A 16,772-nucleotide genomic window follows, 5' to 3' on the forward strand; every position below is an offset into this window, starting at 1 on the left:
GCGGTCACCAGCCCAGCAGGGCGAAGGGGTCGTGCCCGGCGTCGGCGTCGGGGAGGTGGTCGTCGGTGGTGTCCGGCCGGGGGAAGCCGGTGGGGGCGGACAGCCAGGTGTGGCGGACGCGCCGGGTTGTGAAGGTGCGGGCTTGGGGGTGGAAGGAGAGTGGGACGTCGTGGCGTACGTCGTCCCCGGCGGGGTCTTCGAGCGTTGCGGAGAGGTCGATGCGTGCCGGGTAGACCGGGCGGCCTCGGTTCTGGCGTCGTCCGAGCTGGGCTGCGTAGCGTTCGCGGGCTTGGTGGGTGGCTTGCCAGGGGGTCTCGCGCAGGGCATCTTCGAGGCTTGTGTGGTGGAGGCCGAGGGAGATGGGCTGGGTGGGTGGGCAGGAGCGGCGGCCGAGCGCCAGGGGGTACATCGGTGCGTGCACTGCCTGGTTCAGCGTGGTCAGTAGGTCGGTGGGGCCGGTGACGGCGGCGAGGAAGACGGCGTCCTGGAGGTAGTAGCGGGTGGTGACGTGGGTGTGTTTGGCCGGCGAGGTCGGCTTCTGGATGCCTTTGGCGTTGACTCCGGCCTGGGGCAGGGGGCGGCCGCGGTAGTCGCTGACGGTGTGGTAGTCGCGCAGGAGGGTGCCGGCTTGGTCGACGCGGATGCCGAGTCGTAGTTGGTTCAGGTCGTCCAGTGGTTCTTCCCGGTCCTGGCCCATGGCGGCGGCGAGGAGTCCGATGACGCCGGATTTGGTGGGTTCGGGGCGGGTGTCGCGGCGGTTGAAGGTGCTGCGGTCGCCCCAGGACTGGAGGGGGCCGGCCAGGCGGAGGAGGAGCACGGCGCGGTGGGCGGGGGTGTCGGTCATGGGCCGGCCTTCCGGTGGGGCAGGGCGGGGAAGGGCGGGTGGGTCACGGGGTGTCCTGCTGGTGGGTGCCGGTGAGGTGGGTGCGCAGGCGGGACTGGAGGGTGTCGAAGGTGACGGCGGTGCCGAAGGCTGCTTCCAGGTCTTTGGCGGTGGTGCCGGTTTCGGTGTCGAAGGTGTGGGAGACCGCGGTGAAGGTGGGTGTGTTGCCCCAGTTGCGGACGGCGGCGGTGTGCTCGCGGGCGAGGCGGCGCGCTGAGGCGGCGGCGATGCCGGAGGTTGCGGTGATGGGTTCTTCGAAGGCGGAGACGAGGTTGACGGGCTGGTCGGAGCGGACGACGACCGCGGCCATGCTCGGGAGTGTGCGGTGGGCGAAGGAGTTCTGGTAGCCGGTGGGGGCGGAGCGGGCGAAGGAGTTGATGAACTCGTCGACGGCTGCGATGGCTGCCTCTGAGTCGGAGAGGTTGTCGATGAGCTGGTGCAGGCCGACGGTGGCGTAGCGGTAGAGGGTGGCGGAGTTGAAGCCGATGGCGCCGATCATGCCGGCGCCGGTTTCTTCGGTTTCGTTCTCGTCGTCGACTGCGGTGAAGTAGTCGAATTCGGCTTCGGTGGCGTGGGTGGACAGGGCGTGGGCGACCTGGGTGGCGGCGTCGACGTTGAGGGCGGGGATGTCGGCGACCATGCGTCCGAAGAGGGCGACATCGATGGGGTGCCCGGTGCGGAAGGCTTCCTGGACGTCGAGGGTTTTGATGTGGTCGGCCAAGGCGGTGTCGTCCTTGGCGGCGAGGTCGGCGGCCTGGTCGGCGACGAGTGCGGCGACGGCGTTGAGCTGGCGGCGTCCGTAGAAGAAGAGGTAGGCGGTGTCGCCTGCTTTCTTGCCTGCGCTGATTTTCAGCGGGGCGAGGAGGGCGGCGGCCAGCCGGGCGGCGGCTTCGGCGTCAACGTCGGAGGTCTCGACGATGCGGTCGGTGAGCTTCCCGGCGATGCGCTTGGTGCGGGTGGCCAGGTCCTGTTCCGGGACGCGGCCGGCGAAGTGCAGGCGGGTGGCGCGCTTCCATGCCTGGGAGGAGACGCGGGATCGGCGCACTCCCCCGAAGTAGGCCTCCTTGGGGTTGCCCTGGTCATCGCGGTTGAGGTTGGCGGGGGGAACGGTCTGCAGGAGGTGGATGTCGATGTAGGTGGGTGCGTGGGGCATGTGGGTGTTCTCCGTGTTCTGGGTGGGGTCGCCGCCGGGCGGGCTTCAGCCGCGGGGCGAGTGCCGTCGGTGGCCGTGCTGTGCCCCGGAGCGGGCCGGGCCGGGTCCGGGGTGGTTCAGGTCAGGGGCTGGCCGGGTCCTGGGCGGTTCAGGTCCTGGGCGGTTCTGGTCAGGAGCGGTTCAGGCGTCCTGACTGGGGCGGGGGCCCCAGGCGTAGTAGGCCAGCCCCCAAGCCCTGCGCACGCGCTGCCGGGCCTGGGGGTGGCGCCAGTCGTTGATGTCCTGCGCGAGCCGGCTGTAGTCCAGCGGCTGGCCGATGCTGCGCAACTGGGTGATCAAGCCGCGCAGCCGGTACAGCAGGGTCGCGACGGAAGTGGCGTTGACCAGAGCGGCCACCCGTCGGTCGAGCGCGTCCTCGCTGACGCTGTCGTGGTGACGCAGGCCCCGCAGTGCGTCACCGAGGTTGGTGCCGGGCTTGTGCATGGGGGTCTGTCGGCTCTGCTGGTGCAGGCCGAACAGGGACAGAGCTGCGTGCTCGGCGTCCAGCTGTGCGGTGCGGCGGCCGTCGGTCGGGGTGACGTAGTACGGCCACAGCGCGGGGACGGTGCCGGCGGTCTGGCCCAGGCCGGAGCGCATGGCCGCGAGGTCCTGCCCGGGAGGCACCAGCTTCGCGCCGTTGGTCTTGTCGATGCGCCAGGTCCCGTCGGCCCTGACGCGTTGCTCCCAGTAGGGGCGCGGAGCCGTGTCGTCGCTGCGGGTGGGGTCGGGGGCGGTGGGCATGGACGTCATCCTTCGGTGGTCGCGGAGACAGAGGAGTGGTGTTCGTCCCGGTTCCCGCCGGCGGCCTCGGCGGCTTCCTTGCGGGCGGCGGCTCGGGTGGCGGCCCGGCGGACGAGGATCGCGTCCAGACGGGCGCGGAAGCTCCGTTCAGCGTTGCTGAGCCGGTAGACGCGTTCCTTGCCGTCCTTCTCCACCGTGCGTCCGGTGAAGACCGCCGGGCCGGCGCCTGCCAGGACGTGCTCGGCCACCTGCCATGCCGCGTGGGCTGCCCGCTGCTCCCATGCGAGGAGGCCGCGGTCGGCGGCGTCGAAGTCCTCGTCGATCGTCCGCAACCCGGCGAGGAGGCGGCGCATCACCGGGTCCAGGGCGTGGAGGAGGGTGTCGCCGGGGCGCTGGCCCTGGTCCCACGGGATCGGGTCGCCGCCCGCGGCGCGTCGAAGGTCGGCGGACAGGTTGTTGACTGCGGACGCGAGGTGTTCGGCCTGCTCGGCTGCGGTGAGGAGCGCCCCGTAGACGAGGCTGCCGGGGTTCAGCGCGGTGATCGGCAGGGGGATCTCGTCGAAGAAGGTGTCCTCGACGACCGCGGACTGGTTGCCGTACACGACACCGGTCAGCTGCAGCTGCAGGGGGTAGTTCTCCGGTGTGCTCGCGGCGGCGAGCTGCGCGAGGAGGACGCTGGTGGCGTAGCCGTCACGTGTGGCGCCGGCGTCGGTGGTGTCGCGGTCGGTGGTCAGGAGTGCTTCCATGCCGCGCCAGGCCGCTTTGCCGGGCTGGTGGCGGCGGGGCCGGGCGGCAGGTGCGGGTCGGCGGTTCGCGGTCTGCTTCTTGGCTCGTGCGGCCGCGGAGTCCAACCGCCAGGTGGTGTGGGGCTCGTCCTGCGGGGTGCCGTCGAGGCGGTCGCCGGCAGCCACGATCACCTGGGTGACCCGTACCCCGGACGGCGTGTCCTGCGGGAGGAGCCGGACACGCCTGGCCTGCCAGGTCCACAGGTCGAGCAGCCCCCGCGCGGCACGGGTCTGCCACTGCGCTGTCGCACACGACAGGGCGTCCGCTGCCCGGCTGCCGGTGGAACGGCGGCGCCACTGCGGCAGGTCACCGGTCGACACCGCCCTGTCGTAGGGAATGTTCAGCAGGAGCGTCTCGTAGACGGTCCTGCCCATGGGCATCACCACACCCAGCTGACCCAAGGGGCCCGTCGGGTTCCCCGTGGTCTTCCCGGCCTTGGCCTTGGGATCCCCCACAGCGCCGGTCTTGATGGCGGCGGTGTCCCAGCAATGGGTGTGCAGCAGCCAGCGGGCCGCCTGCGCAGGCGTCAGCTCCAGCACGTCCGCTTCGCTCCTTGAGGAGAACAGCGGCACGTTGTTCCCGGTCGCGGCACTCGCCACCAGCAACGCCGAGCCCTTCGTCTCTCCCTTGGCCGTCCGCAGGTCGCCGACCTGCGCAAACGGGTCGTCAGCAGCGAACAGGTCGAAGCGGCCGTAGTGCTCGTCGAGGTACGACTCCAGCGCTGCCCGCTGCCGGGGCGGGAACGCCCCTGCGTGGAACCACTCGGCCCACTGCTGCCGACTCGGGTACCCCAGGGCGTCGACAACGATCGGCAGCAGCACCTGGCGGAACATCGCGGGCCGCAGGGTCGGTACCTCGACGGCCACCTCGGCGAAGAGATGAGCGTCCAGCAGCAGCTCCCTGGCCCCGACCTCCCGCCCCTCGCTAACGCCGCCCCGGCCGGCATCACCAGAGGTGGCGACCGGTGTCGCCAAGGCCCAGGGCTGACTGAGCAGGTTGAAGCTCACAACTCTCCCTGAATTTCGGAGTCTTAAGCATTTGGCAGTGTTGCAGCTCACCTCGCACCCGCGCGGCGAAAGTGCGAAACTCGACCAGCCCCCGCACCAACCGGAAAGAAGCCCTCCGGAAGAAGGCGGGGATGATCCCTTCGGCGTCTTGACCCGAACGGTCGCCCCCGCCCACCGCGGGGACCCCGGGCGGGTGCACACCACGGCACCCGCCCGGAGAAACGCCCGACGCATCAACGCCGCGCCGCGCCCGCCGCCTCCAGCACCAAGCCGAGGTCGGCGTCATAGCGCACCGACCGATCACCGAGCTCTGCTCTGCCGTCCGTATCGAGAACCAGCGCCGGGCTGTAACGCAACCGCGCATCCCCCCGCCACCCGGGCAGCGGCAACAGCTCCTGCGCCACCGCCTTCGTGCAGGACGGCGGCAAACGCACAGTGCCCGCCAGCACATCATCGAGCAGCCCCTCGGCCACGTCCCCGTTCACGGTCAAGGCACGCCCCGACAGCGTCCGGTAACCTCCCTCAGCCCCCACCACGAGGATGACCTCCACGCTGGGATCCCCGTCACGGACCACCGCCTGCAGGACACCCGCGTCGTCCGAAGGGGGCAGCGCCGCACGGTGCAGACCCGCCAACGTCGCGCTCTCCCGATCACCCCGCCGGGACAACAGAAACTTGACGGCCGCATCCGCGCGCTCACCGAGCTCACGCACATACACCTCGCGGGCCGACTCCATGTCATCCGCCCAGGCCGCCGGCACCCCGCCACCTGCGCCCTCGTAGCCGGCCGCAACCAGCGACGGAACCTCACCCGGAACCGACCAACCCCGCCCCCCTCCGCCCGCCGCCCCCACCAGCGCAGCAGCCCGCAACAGCAGGTACCGCCCGTAGATGCCCTCCGAAGCCCCCAGAAACCGCGGCACCGCCCCAGACCCCTCACCCCCCGGGGAAGCAGCATCGAAGCCGGTCACCACCACCCGCGGTTCCCGAAGCCGCGCCGGACGAGCAACACCGTCATGGCGATGCAGCCGCCCGATCCGCTGCAGCAACAGATCGATCGGCGCCAAGTCGGTCACCAACACATCCGCATCCACATCGAACGACTGCTCAGCCACCTGAGTGGCCACCACCACCAACCGTCCCCCCTCACCCAAACTGCCGTCATCGGGCCGCAACGCACTCAACAACCGCAACACCTCAACGGTCCGGTCCGCACGCGGCCCCACAGCGATACGCCCGTGCAACAACACAACCCGCCCATCGACCCGCCCACGCAACTCCTCGTACAGACTCTGCGCCCGGCCCACCGTGTTGCGAATGACCAGCGCCCGACCCCCCTCCGCCAGCGCATGCTCCAGAAAGTCGCCCACCCCACGATCCGCCGCCTCCTGCACCGCGACCTGGCGCTCACGCGTCGCCCCCGGCCCAGCAACAGCCTCCGGCAGCAGCTCCACCCGCACCCTCAGATCCGCCCGCCAACTCCCACAGTCCTCGACAAGAAACCCTGGTTCACCCCCCGGCCCCATCCACGCCGCGGTCACCGACGGATACCCCGCCGGCTCCGGCAAGCCCGGCACCTCGTACTCCTCCCGCGACGCCGCCCCCGCCACATACGCACCGACCAACGCCCGCCGCTGACCCGGCGGCAACGTCGCCGACAACAACACCACCGGCACCCCCGCCTGCCCCAACCACCGCAACCCCTCCCCCAGGAACTGCGACATGTAGACATCCGCCGCATGCACCTCATCCAGCACCACAACCTTGCCCACCAAACCCGCCATCCGCAGCATCACGTGCTTCGTACGAGTCGCCGCAAACAACAACTGATCAATAGTGCCGACCACAAACGGACACAGCAGCCCCCGCTTCGCCCCCAAAAACCACTGCGCCGGACCCCGCGCCGCCACCTCTCCCCCAACCCCCCCGACCGCCGCACCAGCCCCGTACGGATCGTCCTCACAACAATCGCCATACTCATCCACACCACCGAACTGGGCCTCAGCATCACGCCGCGCCCCATCCACCAGCCCCCGCCACTCCCTGTTGAACATGCGCTTCCCATGCAGCAACGCCACCCGGGAAGCCAACCCACCATCAACCCCACCCACCCACCCCCGCACACTCTCGAACATCGGATCGCACGTCGCCTGCGTCGGCATCCCCACAAACACCCCATCCGCCCCGAACCGCGCAGCCAACACCTCAGCCGCCAACAACGCAGCCTTCGTCTTCCCCTCACCCATCGGAGCCTCGACCACCAACAACCCCGGACACTCCATCCGCCCAGCAGCCTCCACAACCATCACCTGCGACGACCTAGGAACCTCCCCAAACCGCACCCTGAAAGCCCCCGGCCCCGGCTCAGCCAACACCCCCCACCCACCACACAAACCCAACGCCCCCCACGCCCGCTCCGCCCGAAGCCGCGCACCCCCCAGCGTCACCCGACGCACATCATCAACCCCACCGAAATGCTGCTCATCGCTGGCGATCCAGTCCGCCATCACGATCAGCCCACTCATATGCAGCTGGAAGGCCCGCGAGGGCACGACGACCGGCGCAACAGCAGCCAGCCCACCGAAGCCGAGCTCCCGCGAGAAACGCTCCACCAGCGCCCGCTGCACCTGCGCCCACCGAGCACCACCCTCCAACTGCCCCATCGCCCTACGCGACGGCGTCAGCTGACCCTCCTCCGGGAAACGCCCGTGGTGCCCCGCGACCAGCGGCCACACCCAACCAACATGCCGCTCATCCCACCCCGCGGCCGGTAGCAGCCGCCGCACCACGAAGCCACCGGCGCAGTCGTGCCTCCACCGGGACCTCGCCACCGCAGCCTCGTTCCAGCTGAGTCCGGCAGCGCGAACCTCCGCCGCGCCCTTCGGCCATAACCGCTGGAAAGCCGGAGTCGCTTTCCCGCAGTCGTGGACTCCACAGAGCCAAGCGAAGAACAGCCTGCCCTTACCCGCTCCGCCGGCGACCTCATCCAGCATCTGTTTCGTGGACGGCGCCAGGAACCCGTCCCACATCCGCTCGGCAACCGCCGCCGTGTCCAGAAGGTGCGACAACAACAAGTTCTTCCGGCCGCCGCCCTTCTCCTCAGACTTCCCCCACAACACACCAAGCAACAGATCGACATCCCCGCCCCCTAGCGGCTGCTCTCGCCCCACCCCGCCACACTCCCGCCTCCGGCTAACCTGAGCCACACACTAGAACCCGGCACTGACAACGAGCACTCGCCAACAGCCCCGCCCGACCCAGCCACACCCGGGACCCCGATGCAGCACCAAAGCCAACCGACTCTGAACACGACCAAGCCGCTCTAAAGCACCAGGTCAGGAAGTGTCGACCCCGCACCCGCGGGGATGGTCCGTTGGTGATGCGGCTGCGGTTTTCGGTCCGCTTGTCGACCCCGCACCCGCGGGGATGGTCCGTGGTTGTCTGCGTTCGGATCGGACTTGCCGTGGTCGACCCCGCACCCGCGGGGATGGTCCCCGACGTGACCACCCCGACCGACCCGACCACCCGTCGACCCCGCACCCGCGGGGATGGTCCGCGGGAGAACTTCCACACCCAGATCTCGCCGACGTCGACCCCGCACCCGCGGGGATGGTCCGAGTGGCAGCCCACCGGGCCGCCGGCAGGCGACGTCGACCCCGCACCCGCGGGGATGGTCCGGTGCCGGTGATGAAGCTCTGCTCGATGTCCCTGTCGACCCCGCACCCGCGGGGATGGTCCTGCACGTGGCAGCGACATCGTGGAGGCCATGGTGTCGACCCCGCACCCGCGGGGATGGTCCCGTCTACCGGCCGCTCCAGGCGATGGTGCGGCGGTCGACCCCGCACCCGCGGGGATGGTCCCTCGCCGGGGTTCTCGCCGTCGGCGTCCCCGCGGTCGACCCCGCACCCGCGGGGATGGTCCGTCGAGGAGCTCCATCAGATCACCTCCAGGTAGGTCGACCCCGCACCCGCGGGGATGGTCCGCGACCCAGCGCCGACCGGTCGACCGCGGCCTGGTCGACCCCGCACCCGCGGGGATGGTCCGATCCATCAGGTCGTCTACGCGGGCTCCTCCCAGTCGACCCCGCACCCGCGGGGATGGTCCCTCGGGGTGCCCGACGGGCTGTCGGGCCCGGAGGTCGACCCCGCACCCGCGGGGATGGTCCGGAGGTCCGAAATGGACGACGAACTGACCGCGCGTCGACCCCGCACCCGCGGGGATGGTCCGTCGGCCAGCTCGGACCGGCGGGCGGCGGCCGAGTCGACCCCGCACCCGCGGGGATGGTCCGAGCGGCGCCTGATGGAGCGGCTTGCGCCGGAGGTCGACCCCGCACCCGCGGGGATGGTCCACCGCACGTGGCGCGCTGGCACAGCTCAAGGCCGTCGACCCCGCACCCGCGGGGATGGTCCGGCCGATCTGCCACAGCGCATCACCGACCGCGCGTCGACCCCGCACCCGCGGGGATGGTCCGTCGATGGCGCAGGTCCAGGCCGTCACGCAGGCGTCGACCCCGCACCCGCGGGGATGGTCCGTCGATGGCGCAGGTCCAGGCCGTCACGCAGGCGTCGACCCCGCACCCGCGGGGATGGTCCGGACAAAGGAGCGCTCGCCCGCGAGGTCCGCATGTCGACCCCGCACCCGCGGGGATGGTCCCCGGCGCTCTGCACTGCTCATTCGCCCTCCTGGGTCGACCCCGCACCCGCGGGGATGGTCCGTTTGAGGCCGAGGGCTGGCTCCCGATGGGCCTGTCGACCCCGCACCCGCGGGGATGGTCCGGCCCCTGGAGCGCGGCCATCGTGCTGGCGGAGGTCGACCCCGCACCCGCGGGGATGGTCCCAACCAGGGCGTCGTCGTCGGCCACCGACCGGTGTCGACCCCGCACCCGCGGGGATGGTCCGCCATCCGGGTTGTTCTCCGGCAAGGAGTTCAGGTCGACCCCGCACCCGCGGGGATGGTCCTCGCCATGCGGGCGACGCGCCGGGCGTCCCGCTGTCGACCCCGCACCCGCGGGGATGGTCCGCGCGCGGGCAGGTGGTCCTCGATGAGATCACCGTCGACCCCGCACCCGCGGGGATGGTCCCACGGTGGCGTCCTTGGTGACCAGGCTGATGCCGTCGACCCCGCACCCGCGGGGATGGCCCCTCCGCGCCGCTCCAACTCCGCGAAGGTGAAGAGTCGACCCCGCACCCGCGGGGATGGCCCCTCCGCGCCGCTCCAACTCCGCGAAGGTGAAGAGTCGACCCCGCACCCGCGGGGATGGTCCCCCGATGCCGCCGCCCAGCAGCTCCCCGATGCTGTCGACCCCGCACCCGCGGGGATGGTCCGTGGCCGCTACCGATGAGGCGCCTCACCGCGCGGTCGACCCCGCACCCGCGGGGATGGTCCCCAGCGGTACGACGCCACATACGTGATCGACCGGTCGACCCCGCACCCGCACCCGCACCCGCACCCGCACCCGCACCCGCGGGGATGGTCCCGGCATGTCGTCGGCGCCGTCGCCCCAGATGCCGTCGACCCCGCACCCGCGGGGATGGTCCAGAGGCGGGGGCGGTGTTTCCAGCGACGGTGAAGTCGACCCCGCACCCGCGGGGATGGTCCGGGGGTGATCCTCGCCCTTGACGCTGGTCTGGTGTCGACCCCGCACCCGCGGGGATGGTCCGTGGAAGCTCCGACTCACCTCTCCGCCACCCGCGTCGACCCCGCACCCGCGGGGATGGTCCCCCCGCCGAGTTCGGCGGTCAGGTCCCGCGCGGGTCGACCCCGCACCCGCGGGGATGGTCCGTCGATCCGCACGGTCATGGTCTGTTCGGTAGGGTCGACCCCGCACCCGCGGGGATGGTCCGTCGATCCGCACGGTCATGGTCTGTTCGGTAGGGTCGACCCCGCACCCGCGGGGATGGTCCGCTGGGACGAGTGGGAAGGCCAGCTCGCGCTCCGTCGACCCCGCACCCGCGGGGGTGGTCCGACCCGCTCACTCGTCCGCTGGTCGAGGCGCTCGTCGACCCCGCACCCGCGGGGATGGTCCCTCCCTGCGCGGCAAGGGCCGCCCGCGCCGAGCGTCGACCCCGCACCCGCGGGGTGGTCCCCTGCTGTCGATCCTCGCCCCCCGCCCCACGGCGTCGACCCCGCACCCGCGGGGATGGTCCTTTTCCGGTGACGCGGGCACCCGCGGCTACCGTGTCGACCCCGCACCCGCGGGGATGGTCCCTCCGGTCAAGGCGCCCCCGCGCCAGCAGCAGCGTCGACCCCGCACCCGCGGGGATGGTCCCGTGGGCGGGATGGGCAGGATCTCGGTGCCGGCGTCGACCCCGCACCCGCGGGGATGGTCCGTAGCTCACCCGCGATACGCGCGTACTTGGGTCGTCGACCCCGCACCCGCGGGGATGGTCCCGCTTTGACGTGCGCGCTTTTGCCGGAGCCGGGGTCGACCCCGCACCCGCGGGGATGGTCCCTGACCCCGGAGCGGCAGGAGATGCTGCTGCGGGTCGACCCCGCACCCGCGGGGATGGTCCGCAAGATGGGAATGGGGCGCACGGCCCGCCGACGTCGACCCCGCACCCGCGGGGATGGTCCCCGCGCCTGCCATTCGAGGATCAGGCACGTGGCGTCGACCCCGCACCCGCGGGGATGGTCCGGGCTTCGAGAACGGTGCGGACCGCGCGCTGGGGTCGACCCCGCACCTGCGGGGATGGTCCGATCGGCGGCGCGACCATCAGCACGCCCAATGTGTCGACCCCGCACCTGCGGGGATGGTCCGTCGTTGCCTCCGGGGGTGCGCCGCTCGCCGCGGTCGACCCCGCACCTGCGGGGATGGTCCGACCGAGTTCGCAAGGTTCCTCACACAGCTCACGTCGACCCCGCACCTGCGGGGATGGTCCGCCTGAGCCCGACAGGTCCCCCAGTTCCACGCGGTCGACCCCGCACCTGCGGGGATGGTCCGACCGAGGCCCTCCGGGGCGGGGCGCGAGACGAGTCGACCCCGCACCTGCGGGGATGGTCCCTCGGCCGGGGGGCCGTCGGTCGCTCGCAGGGCGTCGCCCCCGCACCTGCGGGGATGGTCTCCCGCAGGGTCGGCAGCCCCCGGTATCCCCGGCGTCGCCCCCGCACCTGCGGGGATGGTCCGGGCGGTCGGTCGCCGTGGCCTACCACCCGGAGGTCGACCCCGCACCTGCGGGGATGGTCCCGCGGGTCCAGGGCCTTACCATCCACCCCTGAAGTCGACCCCGCACCTGCGGGGATGGTCCCTCGACAAGGACGTGCGGGCGGAGACGGACGGCGTCGACCCCGCACCTGCGGGGATGGTCCCGCCATCAGCCTCGGCTCCTTGATCAAGAGCACGTCGACCCCGCACGCGTGGGGATGGTCCCTCGAGCAGGTTGCCCAGTGCGCCCTGGCGGCGGTGTCGACCCCGCACCCGCGGGGATGGTCCGTGCTGCCGTCTCCGGTACGCCCTTACGCGGTAGTCGACCCCGCACCCGCGGGGATGGCCCCCCCCCGGGCGAAACCGGGTACGAAACCTGCGGCGGTCGACCCCGCACTCGCGGGGATGGTCCCCCGGCACGGCGGCCGGGTCGGGTGGTGCGGACGTCGACCCCGCACCTGCGGGGATGGTCCGAGGATCGGCATCAACCCGTGCGCGACGGCCTGGTCGACCCCGCACCCGCGGGGATGGTCCGCGGCGCCGCCGCAGCCCGGCCGACACCACAAAGGCGACCCCGCACCTGCGGGGATGGCCCCCGCCTCGTGCCGGTGCACCAGCCGCGGGAGACGTCGCCCCGCACCCGCGACCCTGCGGGTCTGGGGACAACTTCCATCATTCGCCGCTCTCAAAGGAACGGCACTTCAATCTCCCGCACGTGGGCGGTGTGGCAGCGGCGGCAGTACGGGCCGGTTCGGAGCGCGGGTCGCCCGCACTCGTCCGTGCACCGGTCGTCGGCGGCAACCGCCGGGCGGGGCGCGGCGGATCGGCGGGCGGTGCCGGATCGGGCGACGAGGTGCCGTCCGCAGAGCCCGGCTGCGGTGACGGGCTCGGAGTCGCAGTCGTCGGCCGCGCACGTCCACGCCTCCTCCTCCGGCTCGGTGTTCGGCGCGGCGGCGGCGGTTGCCGGGTCGGAGTCGAGGTCGGCGATCGCCCGGTCCAGGAGGTCGACGGCGGCGGCGCGCCCGGCGCGAACCGCTGCGTCCCACGGCGAGAGGTCGCCGCAGCGGCGCCGGGAGGCCGCCTCCCCGGCGCGCCGGGCCTCCGCTGCGACGACCTCCAGCCTCTCCACAGAGCGCAGGGCGTCGCGACGGATGCCGTCGGCGAGGTCCTGCGCGGTCAGCCGGCGGGAGGCGGCCAGCGCCACGCCGGTCAGGCCGGAGCCGCGCAGCGGTTCGGTGGCGGCGTCGACCTCGTCGGCCAGGCGCTTCCGGGCCGCGTCGGCGGAGACGTCCAGGCCCTCCAGGGTGGCCGTGCCGTACTGGTCGCGGTGGACCAGCACCGCGGCGGCCAGGAGGTGCCGCACGGCGGTCTCCAGCGTCTGGGTGGCGCGGCGGCCCTCGTGGCAAGTGCCGCACAGCCCCGCCGACTCGGGGGCGCCGCAGTCCGCGCACGGCAGCGCCTGCCGGGCGGCCTCCCGCACGGCGCGCTCGGCATCGAGCACGACCTGCCGCGCCGCCCGCTCAGCGGCAACCACGGCGTGCCGCTCGGCACGTTCGGCGGCGAGCAGCTGCTCCCGCGCGGACAGGTCGGCCAGACGGCGCTGGTAGGCGGCGATCTGGTCGGCGGACGACTCCGTGCCGGGCCGGAGCTCTCCGATGGTCTCCGTCCACGCCTGGTGGCGCAGGGCGCGGCCGTCGTCGGTACGGGAGGCGCAGCCGGGGCAGGCGTCGCCGGTGGTCACGGAGTACCCGTCGTCGCACGACGCGATCGAGCAGCCGGGGCGCTGGGGCAGGAGGCGGCCGGTCAGCCACGCCAGGGGCTTGCGGGCGGCGGGGATGCCGCCGGACTCCGCAGCCCGCCGCGTCATCCGGTCGAACAGGATGCGGGCCGCGAGGTCGGCCGGCTGCGCTTCGGTGTGGGCGAGTTGGCCGCGGATGCGGGTGAGGGCGGCGCGGATGCGGGTGGCGGCGACGTGCTGCTGCCCGGGGCCGGGCAGGGCGTCCCACAGGCCCGGGACACCGTTGATGATCCGCGCGATGTCCGTCGGGGCCGGCCCCCCGCTCGCAGCCCGCCACACGCCCGCTGACGCGCCCTCAGCGGCCTTGCCGGTGGTCTCCGGGCCGTCGGTCGCCGTGCCACCGGCCGGGCGCTCCTCGCGCTCCTGGAGCCGGTCGGTGTCGTGGTTCTCGCCCGTCTCGGGCTGCTCCTGCTCCTGGTCGTCGTCGTTGGTGCTGGGGAGATCCTGCTTGTCCCCGCGCAGCGGGCCGCGGGCAGCCTCGTCGTCGCCGGGCGCGGTTGCCGGGCCGTCGGTGTCGGCGGCGGTCGGTCCCTCCTCGCGTGCGCGCTCCGGCAGACGGCAGTCGTCCAGGCGGCCTTCGCCGGAAAAGCACATACCAGGGTCAGCAGACATACAGAGGTGAGCTACAGGTGCGTGGAGAGCGTGAGGGCCTGCAAAACTCGCAGGGTCCTGGAGGGGGGTCTTGTAGGGGCTGACCTGCATGAACTCGCTCGGGATGACGATTTGATCCCGCCAAGCAGTTTCCTGGTCCTCCTCGGGGGCCTCAGCGGGGCGGGGAGCGGGCAGCACCGGCCGCCCCGCAGCACGGGCCTGACGTGCGATCAGAGCGTGCGCGGCGGCCACTGCCGGCACCGTGATCCGACCGGCGGACACCGAGATGACGCCCTCACCGACGAGGCGATCGAGGATGCGCCCGGCCTCCTCCGGCGACCAGGAACCGAGCCGCGCCAGCGTCGCGACCGTGCGGTCGACGGAGCCGGTGGCGCCGCCGCACAGTCGCACACGGCCGTCGGCGCGGGTCTCCAGTGCCAAGAGCAGCAGCGCGAGGCGGTCGGTGGCGGCGTGGTGGCCGGTGCGGCGGGCCAGGAGCCCGGGGGGAGTGTCCGTCCAGCCCGGAGCGCACAGGCCCTCAACGAACCGGAGCAGCACGGCGAAGTCGCCCTTGACCAGCCGCAGCGGGTCGCCTGCCGCGCCCTCGCGCCGGGCCCGCACGAGGGGGAGGAGCTGCCAGTCGATGCCCAGTACCCACTCCGACTCGCCGGGCGGGGTGGTGTTGCGCGTGCGCGTCAGACCGCGGTGCAGGCTGGGGCGGACGATGTGGGAGACGGTCGACCCGCTGACGCCCAGCCAGCGGCCCATCTCCTCAGCGGTCAGCCGGGAGACTTCGAGGTCCGCGGCGGACGTCTTGGCCATCAGCACCGCGGCGGCGCAGCGGACGGCGTCCTGCGCACCGGTGAGCGACCCGTCTGCGAGGAGGGCGTGCACGGCGGCGCGGAGGCGGCGGCGCATCGCGTCCGACAGGGCGAGCGCGGGGCCGGCCGACCACGAGGGCGGGAGCTCCGGGCTGGCCGGTGAAACCGACTGCGAAACCCGGCGCGAAACCGGTGGCGAAACCGTCTGCGGCACTGCGACTGCTCCTAACGGAGCCGCGCGCACGTGGCCTGACCAGGTAAAACGCCGTTGGCGGCGGCGCCCAGTAGCCATCAAGCGATGGACTGGCTATCCTGGCTACCGGCACGAGCCCCTGGCAGGGCCGCGTCGGACAACCACATACGAGCAAACTCCCACTCCTGGGGGAACGACTCACGATCGACGCTTGCAGGCAGGGGATCGCGAGTCACGGAAAACCAAGTAGGGCTGTTTCGGTTGGCGCCGGACGGCCCTTTTTGGCGTTTGCACTTCTGTTCAGTTGTGATGTGTCTGTGGCTGCGAGTGACCATATCCCAGCGCCGCTCGTAACCGCCACCACAAGGGTGCTGCTGACAGGGAGTCAGGCAGTGCCTCGGAAGTCGGCGTCAACGCTCGGATGCTCGATGTCGTGGAGCAGCGGGCCCTTGTACGACCTCACGGCGGTCGGTCGCTCGAAGAGTTCCCCTGAACGACGGTGCGCGAGCCGCACCGTTCGAACGCGTCGGAACCCCTGCCCGGTGTAGTACGCATGAAGAGCCTCATTGGTCTTCCAGGCGTCCAGCCGAAGAACGGGCAGGGGGTCTGGCTGGAGCAGCGCCCGCCCTGCGGCCCAGTCGATGAGCGCCGACCCCAGGTCGTGCCCGCGTGCAGCTGGGGCTGTGATCATGCGGCGCACATAGAGCGCGCCACCATCGGCGTCTTCCCAGAACTCCGGATCGGGTGACACGTCCAGAGTGATGGTCCCAAATAGTTCGCTATCTGAAGCCATGAAATTTGGAACGGCAACGAATACTTTCCCGTTCTCGATGTCGTCGGTGATCCGGTTCTCGTTCGCCGGATACTGCCACTGGTCCGAGCCGTGGCTAGCAAGCCACTTCGAGGCGGAGGCCCAGAGCTGTGAAATTCCGGTGACATCGTTGGGGACTGCACGCCGAACAGCTGCCCACTTCACTTCGGGTCCTCCTCTGCGCGCCTGGTGCGCTCGTAGATGATGACGTGCCGGTCCCCGGGCAATACGTTCCGGCTCACCTGCACCGGGTCTCCCTTAGCGGTGTGACCAGTCGCCAGATGCTCCGCGACAGGGGTCCCCGGGCCCAGGCCGAGGCGGTCGACCTCGTCAGGAGTCGGCATCCGAACCGAGATCTCATCTAGGATCTGGACGATTTCATAGCCCAACTCACTCAGTACCTTGTTGGTGCCTCGCGCCACGTCCTCTGGCGTCATCCATTCAGTTCCCTGGACGATACTGAGAGGAACGTAAGAATCTTGGATGTTGTACGCCTCGTCGCCAATTGTGCGTGTGCGGCGGCGTACGGCAACGAGGTCGCCGTCCTTGGTCGCCAGGCGTGTGCGAATTTGCGGTGGCGGGGCAACAATTGCCACCTCGATAGCTTGCGACGCCTCGCGTCCGTCTCCTTCTTCGGCTACTCGCTGTCGGAAAATATCCAAATTCGGTTCCGGCTTGCGAAACTCCCGCTGCGGCCGATAGATCATCGGCTCCCAGCGCCGGACGAAGTAACCGCGCGGGCGGTCGGCCACGATCAGCCCCTCGTGAACGAGGACTCGTAGCCCTGCCACGGCGGTCGACCGGGTGG

8 protein-coding genes and 1 CRISPR repeat array are annotated in these 16,772 nt (G+C 71.7%); all 8 genes read right to left on the reverse strand.

The window, feature by feature from the left end:
- Positions 1 to 4 precede the first annotated feature (4 nt).
- Entirely contained in the window at positions 5 to 844 is an 840-nt protein-coding gene (gene cas5e / locus HCN52_RS00685; RefSeq protein WP_168086341.1) for a type I-E CRISPR-associated protein Cas5/CasD, read from the reverse strand.
- A gap of 43 nt (positions 845 to 887) precedes the next feature.
- Positions 888 to 2,036: a type I-E CRISPR-associated protein Cas7/Cse4/CasC gene (gene cas7e, locus HCN52_RS00690; protein WP_168086342.1), complete on the reverse strand. Its 1,149-nt coding sequence runs from the start codon at positions 2,034 to 2,036 to the stop codon at positions 888 to 890.
- A 180-nt stretch (positions 2,037 to 2,216) separates the two neighbouring features.
- Positions 2,217 to 2,816 carry a type I-E CRISPR-associated protein Cse2/CasB gene (gene casB, locus HCN52_RS00695; RefSeq protein ID WP_245174762.1) on the reverse strand — a complete coding sequence of 200 codons (600 nt, stop codon included), beginning with the start codon at positions 2,814 to 2,816 and terminating at the stop codon, positions 2,217 to 2,219.
- Positions 2,817 to 2,821: 5 nt separating this feature from the next.
- Complete coding sequence (gene casA, locus HCN52_RS00700) at positions 2,822 to 4,609, reverse strand: type I-E CRISPR-associated protein Cse1/CasA (RefSeq protein WP_312876471.1); 1,788 nt, start codon at positions 4,607 to 4,609, stop codon at positions 2,822 to 2,824.
- 233 nt (positions 4,610 to 4,842) lie between these two features.
- Positions 4,843 to 7,779, reverse strand: coding sequence for a CRISPR-associated helicase Cas3' (gene cas3, locus HCN52_RS00705; RefSeq protein ID WP_312876472.1), 2,937 nt, complete (start codon positions 7,777 to 7,779; stop codon positions 4,843 to 4,845).
- Positions 7,780 to 7,953: 174 nt separating this feature from the next.
- Positions 7,954 to 12,345: a CRISPR direct-repeat array (repeat unit 28 nt; unit sequence GTCGACCCCGCACCCGCGGGGATGGTCC).
- 90 nt (positions 12,346 to 12,435) lie between these two features.
- A complete protein-coding gene (locus tag HCN52_RS00710) occupies positions 12,436 to 15,057 on the reverse strand; it encodes a hypothetical protein (protein ID WP_168086345.1) in 2,622 nt (873 codons plus the stop codon).
- Positions 15,058 to 15,538: 481 nt separating this feature from the next.
- On the reverse strand, positions 15,539 to 16,129 hold the full coding sequence (locus tag HCN52_RS00715; protein ID WP_312876473.1) for a GNAT family N-acetyltransferase: 591 nt from the start codon (positions 16,127 to 16,129) through the stop codon (positions 15,539 to 15,541).
- Positions 16,126 to 16,772 (reverse strand): GntR family transcriptional regulator (locus HCN52_RS00720; protein WP_245174763.1); only part of this gene is annotated, 647 nt, incomplete at its 5' end. The genes HCN52_RS00715 and HCN52_RS00720, both read right to left, overlap by 4 nt.

This window comes from Streptomyces bohaiensis (genome assembly GCF_012033785.1).
GTDB lineage: Bacteria > Actinomycetota > Actinomycetes > Streptomycetales > Streptomycetaceae > Streptomyces > Streptomyces bohaiensis.

Bases quoted from the DNA above. Each gene is read 5' to 3' on its own strand.
- cas5e (WP_168086341.1), bottom strand. From the start codon at position 844: ATGACCGACACCCCCGCCCACCGCGCCGTGCTCCTCCTCCGCCTGGCC.
- cas7e (WP_168086342.1), bottom strand. From the start codon at position 2,036: ATGCCCCACGCACCCACCTACATCGACATCCACCTCCTGCAGACCGTT.
- casB (WP_245174762.1), bottom strand. From the start codon at position 2,816: ATGCCCACCGCCCCCGACCCCACCCGCAGCGACGACACGGCTCCGCGC.
- HCN52_RS00710 (WP_168086345.1), bottom strand. From the start codon at position 15,057: ATGCGCCGCCGCCTCCGCGCCGCCGTGCACGCCCTCCTCGCAGACGGG.